A 7,203-nucleotide genomic window follows, 5' to 3' on the forward strand; every position below is an offset into this window, starting at 1 on the left:
GGGCAGTTTGGTCTCTCGCTTGCGCCGCGGTTGTTTGCTGGGCGAGTCGAGCTGCCAAATTTCTCGGCCATTCGTCATGAATCGTGTCTGACCACCGAGGTATGAACAATCCGTGTTGCGCAAAGATGAGCAACACGTCTCGTACCAGCATCGGAAATAGCACGCAAGCGTCTAAGACAACGATAAAACGGTCATGACAGAATCTCATAAACCATAACCATCCATGGCCTCACTTGCCTCGACCATCTCATCGATGGCGGCACTTCTTTCCCTTCTCATTGAACGCTGGTAGGCAAGTACGTCGTCCAGGCGTAGACGGCGGTGGCGACCAACCTTACGGTGCGCGAGGTCGCCGGCCTCGCGTCTTGCTACCAAAAACGGACGCGAGACGCCCAGCAGATCGGCCGCTTGGCCAGTCGTCAGTTCTGTGTCGGCGGGACTGAGCAAAAACGTTTGCTGGCTAGCCATCAGCGACAGCAGTCGCGCGAGGACTTGCAGTGTCGGCGGCGGCACCTCGATCCTAGCGACATCCCCGTCACCTCCCTGCTCTGCCCGTGATAGCGTCAGCGGGAGATGTCAACTTTGTGGAAGCAGGTGAATGCGTACTTGACGCGCTGGATGATGCGCAAGTTCAAACATTTAGCTTGGCATAAACGCCGAGCTAAACACGCCCTCGGGCGGCTTGCACGTCAGTTTCCTAATGCGTTTGTACATTGGAGGCGTGGATGTATTCCTACGACGGGATGATGGGAGCCGTATGAATCAAGAGGGGTGGGTTCAATGGGTCATTGCAACACCTTTCTATTGATATCGAATGAGGGAGGGTTGACGAATGGCACAGATGGGAAGACCTAGGCTGCCGCCAGAAGGCGAGGCAGAAGTTTGGCGGAGGTGGCGCGCCGGTAAATCGTTTCTTGGCATCGGCAAAGCGCTAGGCAAGCCAGCCGGGTCGATCTACGGCGTCATCCGGCTATGCGGAGGTTACGGCCCTGCTGCGCGCAAGCGATCGTCGCGGGCATTGACTCTCAGTGAACGTGAAGAGATTTCGCGCGGCGTGTCCGCCGGGCTTTCCATTCGGGCCATAGCGCGTGAGTTGCATCGTGCGCCATCCACCATTTCGCGTGAGATTGCGCGTAACGGTGGAACAGGCCATTATCGGGCTCTGGACCCCGATGAGGCAGCCTTGAAGGTTAGCCTGCGTCCCAAAATTGCCTGCTGGAGCGCAACCCGCGCTTGCGCTACGCTGTCGAACGTAAGCTCTCTTGCGAATGGTCTCCGGAACAAGTAAGCGGCTGGCTTAAGCGCCGATATACCGATGACGAGTCGATGCGCGTGTCACACGAAACAATCTATCGCAGCCTGTTTGTGCAGGCGCGCGGTGCTTTAAAGAAAGAGCTACAGTATCATTTGCGAACCCAGCGCAAGATGCGTCATTCGCGCTTCTCTAGCACCAAGGGCGCGCGCAACAAGATAGTTGGGGCTGTTTCGATTCACGAGCGCCCGCCTGAAGCGGCCGACCGCGCCGTGCCGGGTCATTGGGAAGGAGATCTTGTCAGCGACGCGAACAATACTCACGTCGCCACACTGGTCGAGCGGCGCTCGAGGGTCACCATCCTCGCCAAGATAAAAGGCAAGGACACGGTGAGCGTTGTGGCGGGCCTTAAACGCGAGGTAAAGCGGTTTCCACAGCATCTACGCAAGATGCTCACCTGGGATCGTGGCATGGAATTGGCGAACCACAAAGAATTCACCATCGCTACGGATGTGCAGGTCTACCGTTGTAACCCACGAAGTCCCTGGCAACGCGGCACCACCGAAAATACGAACCGACTTCTGCGACAGTATTTGCTTGAAGGTACCCAGCTTCATCAATATTCGCAGGAGCAACTGAACAAAATCGCAACGCGCCTTAATGAACGGCCTAAAAAGACCTTGGGCTTCATGTCTCCGGCCGATAAACTACGCGAGGCTGTTGCAGCGACCCATTGAACCCACCCCTTGTTTCCGCAGCCGTGGGTGCAACGCGACGGAGGGGAGGCGATACGGCTCGATGACTTCGCCGGCACCGGTTGGCAGCTGCTGACAATGGACAGCGTCGATGCCCCGACGTCGGCAGGCGTGACGGTCGTGCGGCTCGGCGGCGATGTCCACGAGGTGGACAATGTCTTGGGGCGGTGGATGGCGACGCACGATTGCTGCGCGGCGCTCGTCAGGCCCGATCACTACGTCTTCGGCACCGCTGCATCGCCCGGTGAAATCCGCGCCTTGCTCGACGAAATGTATCGGCGATTGCGGTAATACGTCGTGCACGGGGGCGTCCGGTGACGGACGCCTGCCGTACGGGTTGGTCTCGATAAAATCGCCGGCACGACGCCAAAGGCGATACCGTGGCACAATTTCAACGCCGCCAGAAACGCGCAAGCGCTGCACGACGCAAAAAATAATAAGAACTGGCCGCTCTGTCAGGCGGCTTTTTTTGGAGACCCACACGATGCGCTTCAACAGATTGGACCTGAATCTGCTCGTGACACTGGACGCGCTGCTGGGGGAGCGGCGTATCACTCGAGCCGCCGAGCGCTTGAACCTCAGTCAGTCTGCCATCAGTGGCATGCTGGCGAAGCTCCGGGATTATTTCGAGGATGAGTTGCTGATTCCCGTCGGGCGCAACCTGGAACTGACGCCGCTGGCGCGGGAACTGGCGCAGCCGGTACGCGATCTCCTGCTCCAGGTGCAGACCATTGTCGCGATCGATCCGACATTCGATCCAGCCCACGCGCGGCATCATTTCAAGATTGCCACATCGGATTACGTCGTCAACGTATTGATGCCGCGCGTAATGCCCACGATCGCGCAACTGGCGCCGCATATCACGCTCGAACTGATGCCCCAGGTGGACGACTCAGCCGCGAAGCTGCGGCGCGGCGAGTATGATTTTCTGATCATTCCCGAGCCGTTCATCGCGTCGGATCATCCTAGTTTACCTTTGTTCGATGACAGTTATGTCTGCGTGGTCTGGGAGGGCAACGACGGGGTGGCCGATCGTTTAAGCGTGGCGGAATTCGAGCGCCTCGATCATGTGGCGGCCTTGCTCGGCTGGCCGCGTGCGCCCACGTACGACAGTCGCTATCTCGAAGCACAAGGCATTCGACGCAGCGTGCGAATCACGACGTCGGACTTCAGTTCGATGGCGCCCGTCTTGATCGGCACCCGGATGGTGGCGACGATGCACCGCCGCCTGGCGACCGAACTGGCACGGCGCCTGCCGTTGCGGCTTGTCGAGCCACCGATTCCGATTCCGGCCGTGCGGGAATTCCTGCAATGGCACGTCTATCGCGAGAAAGATCCGTGTCATCGCTGGTTAAGGGAGCAATTGGTCGACGCGGCCGCGGGCCTTGCCGGCCGCTAAATCCGGCGATGCGCTTAGGTCGGCGGCATGTCGAACGCGGACGCATCCGCGTACAGGCTTCACATCAGTGATGACCGCTGAGGACCCACAGGGGGATCGCGAGGTTCAGCCAGACATTATTGCTTTTGCTGGTATTGGCCGCGTAGATGCCCTGTTGATAATTCAGGCTGATATTGACTGGCCCTGCGTTATACGAGATCGCCGGGCCGACGGCGATGCTGCGCATCCGATTACCGTTACCCGATACGGCGACGCCATTCTGCTCGTCGTTACTGAACTGATTGACGTAGTATCCGACCGCGCCGACTTCCCATCGGCCTAAGTGCCAGCCAGCGTGAAATTGGCCGGTATAGCCGGTACCCGACTTGTAATTAGTGTCGCTATTCTTCTCGTTGATAAGAAGGCGATTCGACAACCCGATATCGATGCTGTCCGGCCTGTCATACCGGATCGAGAGCACCGGTTGAATGGAGGTATAGCCGCTCGCGACACTGGTCTTGCTGGGGCTGTAGGAACCTGTTTCCAGGGACAGATCGACGCCTGCCGCAATACGGAGATTCTGTGCGATCGTCCATTGCAGAATGACCGGCGAGACGGTGATATTGGCCAAGCCGTTCTGTGTGGTTTTGTAGCCTTGGACCGTGCTGTGCAAGGAGACCACGGGGACGACCAACTGCGAATAAACCTTCGCGCCGAGGACCGTCAGCGGATAGGCGGCCAATAAGCGCGTGGTTTCCGAAAAGATCGAGGTATGGAAGGAAGTCGGCAGCTTTTTGCCATCGTTTCCGTAGAGGCCGTTCGAGAAGCTCTCGTTGAACTGCTGCATCACGAACAAGCCCGGAATCGGCGGCATCGCGGCGATATAGTCGACTTCCGCGCCCGCCGGATAGGGTGCGACGCCGCCCTCATAGGCGTGGGCGGCTTGCATAAAGCCTGTGCAGAGAAGGGCGCAGCTCGCAATGGCCCGGATCGTTTTTCTATACATTTGTCTCCTTTGTTTTTTTAATGTAATACGTATTGCGAAGTAATGTTCCTCGATTCCCCCTCCCGATGGAATCGCTCTTTGCAGAGTGCGTTAGTGTCGACCGATGAAGCTGAGTAAGGCGCCGGTGAGCACCTCGTCGACGGTGTTGATGGCTTCCAGCTGCGACAGGTGATTGTGTCCGGGAATGACCGCCAGATCGGGGTCGAAACCGTGCTGCGTCGTCAGCCGTGCAAAAAGCTCCCCCGCTTGCACTTGCATCTGCGGCGGATCCAATTCCGCCCACGTGATCAGCAGCGGAAAGGGCGCCGTATCGATGCGTTCCACAGTGGAGCGTTTCCGATATTCCGTGAAGTCGTTGCCGAAATAGGCTTCGTTGCGTGGGTCGGGCGTGGCAATCGAGAATTGACGCCGAGCGCGTTGTTCAAGATGCGCGTTATAGACGCCCGAGATGAAGGTGGCGGCGCGTGGCGCAGGGATGCCGGACGGACGCAGATTCTCGATCAGCGTTGCCGCCGCGACGTGCGCGGCGCCGGCGGATTCGCCGGCCAGATAGACACGTTGCGGATCCGCGCCCAGTGCCTTCGCGTTCGCATATGACCATGCCCATGCAGCCGCCACATCCTCTGCGCCGGCCGGCCATTGATGCGTTGGCGCGAGGCGATAGCTGGGTAAGACCGTGACGAAGCCAGCGCGCGCGAAACGCCATCCGACATTGGCTCTCTCGCGTCGATCGCCGCGGATAAAGCCGCCGCCATGGACAAAGAGCAGCAGTCCGCGCGGCGTGTCGGTCTGCGTTGTCGGCAGGTAGACATCGAGTTTTTGCCGTTCGTCGTCGCCATAGGCGATATCGTGCCGAACCACGACGCCCTCTTTTAGCTGATTCTCTCGATAAAACGCATACCAGCCTTTGACCAGCGGCGGGTCGATGATGGGGCCGGCCTCGCGGATGCGTTGCGCGAGGTCCGCGGCGGCGGAAGAGTCGATAGGACGATGCATCGCTTATTCCCGGTGCTGGCGTGCGGCGAGCAGGGCTCGCGGTTCCTTGTGAAATGCGCCGTCTTTCATGATGCCGAGCAGGCGCTGCTTGTCTTGCAGGATCGTGAGGTCCTCGGTCGGATCACCGTCCACCACGAGCAGATCGGCCAGATAGGTCGGTGCGATGCGGCCGAGCGACTCCGGCATGCCCATCAAGGCGCCGCCGAGCGTGGTGGCCGCGTGCAATGCGTCGGCAGGCGTATAGCCGAACAAGTCGACGAAGAGCTGGAGGTCGCGCGCATTGCGGCCGTTCGGGTTGAAGGGGAAGCCATAGTCGCCTCCAGGCAGGACGCGGATGCCGCGTCGACGCAATTCCGGGATTAAACGTTGCTGGAGCGTTCGCACTTCCGCCGCGCTGCGCTTCATATGGTTCATGTCGAAGTGGGGCGGCGGCGTGGCATCGAGCGTGGCTTGAATAATCCCGATGGCCGGGGCGACGAAGATGCGATCGCGTGCCGCTTCCAGCATGTCGAGCGCTTCCTCGTCGGCATAGGTGCAGTGATAGAGCACGCGAAAGTCATTGCGCAGCGCCATTTTGACGGCTTCGGCGGCTTGCGCGTGCGCGGCGAGCCAGACGCCGGTTTCGGCCGCCGCATCGCCCGCGGCGCGTGCTTCCGCTTCGGTATAAAGCAATTGCTGCGAGGCACCGGGCTGCAAGGCGTCTTCCCCGGAGAGCAGAAATTTGACCGAGCGCGCGCCCATCTCGGCGCAGTCGTGGACGAAGGCGCGGACCGCATCGGGACCCACCCCGTGCGGATCGACCTCGCCGGCGCTGAGTTGCTGCTCGTCGCCTGCAACGGGCGGCGTGCGTTCGATCGAGGATGCCACTAGCCGCGGTCCCGGCATACCACCACTGTCGATCTGCTCGGCCAGGGCGACTTCGACCCGCTTGCTGAGGGAGCCGGCCGAGTAGGCACCGGTGAAGCCGTGATCCAACAGAATGCGCGCATTGCGTGCCGTGGTGAGCACGAGTTCCTCCGGCGGAAGGGACATGCCGGGTACGAACTTTTCGACGGAACTGGGCCAGGATAAATGGGCATGCGCTTCGATCAGCCCCGGGAGCAGCGTCGCACCGCGGCAGTCGTAGACCGCGTCGTCGGCGAGTGCGATAGACGGCTCGCTGGCATTGGCGAGCGCACTAATCCGATTGCCTTGCACCCGCACCTGTGCGGTGTAGGGCAGCACCACGCTGCCGTCGAAAACCTTGACGTTGTTGAAGACGATACCGGTCATTTTTTTAAATCCTTTATTGCGTTTCACGTTGTCGCGTCAATGCGCCGCGGGTGCGTCGAGTTGCGCTTGTGCGGGCTCGACAGCGCGCAGGCGCTGGAAAAATACGATGCTCACGACGCTGATCAGCATCGCGGCGATACCGATGGCGCCGAATCCCGCGCGGACGATCAAGGCACCCCCGAGTACGGGGCCGACTGCGGAGCCCGCCATCAGCATCGCGGGGGTGTAAGCGACGGCGCGGCCGCTGCGATCCAGTTTGGCCAGGAAGCCGAACAGGAAGGTATGCGTGAAAATCATCGCGAAGACCCAGAGACTGGTCGCGACGGCATACGGCAGGAAGTGAGACGTGTTACTGATGGTCAGTGCGAGAACGGCTTGTGCTACGGCACCGGCAAAGGCGACGCCGCGCGCTTCGAGTCTCCCTTGCAGGAGCGTTGCGAAGATCGGCGGCAACAGATTAACGAGGCCGACCGCGACAAGCACCGCGTCCACGCGCGAAGCGCCAAAGCCGCGCACCATGCCGATGTATTGCACGAAGCTGAAC

At 60.2% G+C, this 7,203-nt stretch carries 6 protein-coding genes and 2 pseudogenes; 3 read left to right on the plus strand and 5 right to left on the minus strand.

Annotated features, from left to right (window positions below):
- Positions 1-204: 204 nt before the first annotated feature.
- Positions 205-513, minus strand: coding sequence for a helix-turn-helix domain-containing protein (locus WM40_RS25225; RefSeq protein WP_052738529.1), 309 nt, complete (start codon positions 511-513; stop codon positions 205-207).
- Between the two features lie 319 nt (positions 514-832).
- Here WM40_RS25225 and WM40_RS29195 point away from each other — a divergent pair.
- The 3 genes and pseudogenes from WM40_RS29195 to WM40_RS25240 all read left to right on the plus strand — a co-directional run bounded on the left by WM40_RS29195 (position 833) and on the right by WM40_RS25240 (position 3,406).
- Positions 833-1,989, plus strand: a pseudogene (locus WM40_RS29195) (IS30 family transposase).
- A 27-nt stretch (positions 1,990-2,016) separates the two neighbouring features.
- Positions 2,017-2,298, plus strand: coding sequence for a hypothetical protein (locus WM40_RS25235; RefSeq protein WP_046154368.1), 282 nt, complete (start codon positions 2,017-2,019; stop codon positions 2,296-2,298).
- A gap of 193 nt (positions 2,299-2,491) precedes the next feature.
- Complete coding sequence (locus tag WM40_RS25240; protein ID WP_046154369.1) at positions 2,492-3,406, plus strand: LysR family transcriptional regulator; 915 nt, start codon at positions 2,492-2,494, stop codon at positions 3,404-3,406.
- Between the two features lie 64 nt (positions 3,407-3,470).
- Here WM40_RS25240 and WM40_RS25245 read toward each other — a convergent pair whose 3' ends face one another.
- The 4 genes and pseudogenes from WM40_RS25245 to WM40_RS25260 all read right to left on the minus strand — a co-directional run.
- Positions 3,471-4,391 carry a SphA family protein gene (locus WM40_RS25245; protein ID WP_046154370.1) on the minus strand — a complete coding sequence of 307 codons (921 nt, stop codon included), beginning with the start codon at positions 4,389-4,391 and terminating at the stop codon, positions 3,471-3,473.
- 90 nt (positions 4,392-4,481) lie between these two features.
- Entirely contained in the window at positions 4,482-5,387 is a 906-nt protein-coding gene (locus WM40_RS25250; protein WP_046154371.1) for an alpha/beta hydrolase, read from the minus strand.
- Between the two features lie 3 nt (positions 5,388-5,390).
- Positions 5,391-6,659, minus strand: a complete 1,269-nt coding sequence (locus tag WM40_RS25255; RefSeq protein ID WP_024905796.1) for an amidohydrolase family protein — start codon at positions 6,657-6,659, stop codon at positions 5,391-5,393.
- Between the two features lie 36 nt (positions 6,660-6,695).
- A pseudogene (locus WM40_RS25260) lies at positions 6,696-7,203 on the minus strand (MFS transporter); the annotation flags it as partial.

It is taken from the genome of Robbsia andropogonis, assembly GCF_000970345.1.
Classification (GTDB): Bacteria; Pseudomonadota; Gammaproteobacteria; order Burkholderiales; family Burkholderiaceae; genus Robbsia; species Robbsia andropogonis.

Excerpts from the sequence above, each read along its gene's own strand:
- WM40_RS25240 (WP_046154369.1), top strand. The coding sequence starts at position 2,492 with ATGCGCTTCAACAGATTGGACCTGAATCTGCTCGTGACACTGGACGCG.
- WM40_RS25245 (WP_046154370.1), bottom strand. The coding sequence starts at position 4,391 with ATGTATAGAAAAACGATCCGGGCCATTGCGAGCTGCGCCCTTCTCTGC.
- WM40_RS25250 (WP_046154371.1), bottom strand. The coding sequence starts at position 5,387 with ATGCATCGTCCTATCGACTCTTCCGCCGCCGCGGACCTCGCGCAACGC.
- WM40_RS25255 (WP_024905796.1), bottom strand. The coding sequence starts at position 6,659 with ATGACCGGTATCGTCTTCAACAACGTCAAGGTTTTCGACGGCAGCGTG.